Origin of the sequence: Aeromonas cavernicola (genome assembly GCF_002795305.1) — a bacterium.
Taxonomy (GTDB): Bacteria; Pseudomonadota; Gammaproteobacteria; order Enterobacterales; family Aeromonadaceae; genus Aeromonas; species Aeromonas cavernicola.
This window is the reverse complement of record NZ_PGGC01000192.1, coordinates 1-1,474: the sequence shown is the minus strand read 5'-3', so window position 1 is coordinate 1,474 and position 1,474 is coordinate 1. Positions and strand designations below refer to the sequence as shown.

At 56.1% G+C, this 1,474-nt stretch carries 2 pseudogenes; one reads left to right on the top strand and one right to left on the bottom strand.

The annotated features are described in order from the left end of the window. Positions 1–774 (bottom strand): annotated as a pseudogene (locus CUC53_RS17020) (IS110 family RNA-guided transposase); the annotation flags it as partial. Between the two features lie 86 nt (positions 775–860). On the opposite strand from CUC53_RS17020, the pseudogene CUC53_RS17015 reads away from it, so the two are divergent. Continuing rightward, positions 861–1,474 (top strand): annotated as a pseudogene (locus CUC53_RS17015) (IS5 family transposase); the annotation flags it as partial.

Sequence of the window (1,474 nt, the reverse complement as noted above, 5' to 3'; positions counted from 1 at the left end):
ACCGCTGGAATGTTGGCGTGGTACCAGTCCCAGCCACGCTGCCAACTGCCTGCCATTTTTAACACTTTTTGCGTCTCCGACGGAGGCGCTCAAGGCACTCGCGGTGATCGGGCCGCTCCCCGGGATCTGCGCCAGCTTCATGCTGGCGACGTTCTCACGATGCCAGCCCTAGAGTTGGACCTCTAGTTCCTGAACCTGCCGGTCGAGCGCCTTGAGATGCTCCCCCAGGCGCTCGAGCAATTGCCGAAACGTCCCGTGCAACCCGTTCTCGTACTCCTCTAGGATCTCGGGCAGATGCTTGCCAATGTGGGCAATGCCTTTAGGAATGATGATCCCGTGTTCTGCCAGCAGACCGCGTAGCTGGTTGGCCTGTGCGGTTCTCACCTTAACAAAGCCTTGTCGGGCGCGGTGCAGCGCCAGGACGGCTAACTGCTCACTACTCTTCATTGGCACAAACCGCATGTTCGGCCGACTCACCGCTTCGCAGATCGCCTCAGCATCCGCCGCATCGTTCTTGTTGGTCTTCACGTAGGGTTTAACAAACTGCGGGGCCATCAGTTTAACGGTATGTCCTAACACTTGCAGTTTTCTGGCCCAATAGTGCGCGCTGCTACAGGCTTCCATGCCAACCAGACAGGGTGGCAGATTGGCAAAAAAGCTGATCATTTGTGCCCGCTTGATCTGCTTGTTAAACAGGCACTTGCCGTATTCGTTCACACCGTGTATATGAAAAATCGCTTTCGCCAAATCGATCCCGATAGTTTTAACGTTCATGTTGATCGCTCCACTCACATTGATGAATGTATCGTCCCACACGTTGGCACAGGTGCTGCCAGTTTAGGAAGGGCGACCACCGCATTAGCTGTGTCAGCAAGCGGGCCCGCACGGTGAAAGTGGCCTATCGGCAGCCCTGTAAGGGGCGTATCACCGACCTAGTTATCGACTCGACTGGCCTGAAGGTATTTGGGGAGGGCGAGTGGAAGGTCAGGAAAAACGGCGAGTCTGGCGCAAGTTGCATCTGGCCGTGGACCCAGCCACGCACGATATCGTGGCGGCGGAAGTGTCGCTGGAAAATGTCCATGACGCCGAGGTCCTGCCGACTCTGCTCAATCCACTGAGGCGCAAGCTGGGGCGTGTTTATGCCGACGGAGCCTATGACAACAAAGCTAATCACCAGTTGATAGCAGGTAAAGGGGCGACAGCCTGTATCCCGCCTCGCAAGCATGCGGGACTCTGGAAAAAGGGGCACCCAAGAAATGAGGCCGTGCTGGTGATGCGCAAGGAAGGGCTGGAGCACTGGAAAAAGATATCGGGATATCACCGTCGCTCGCAGGCAGAAACGGCGATGTATCGGTTCAAGCAGTTGCTGACGGGGAAAATCAGTCTGCGTCACTACAACGGCCAGGTGGGAGAAATCATGGCGTATGTGAGTGCGATAAACACACTGAATACCCTAGGTCTGCCTGTCAGACAG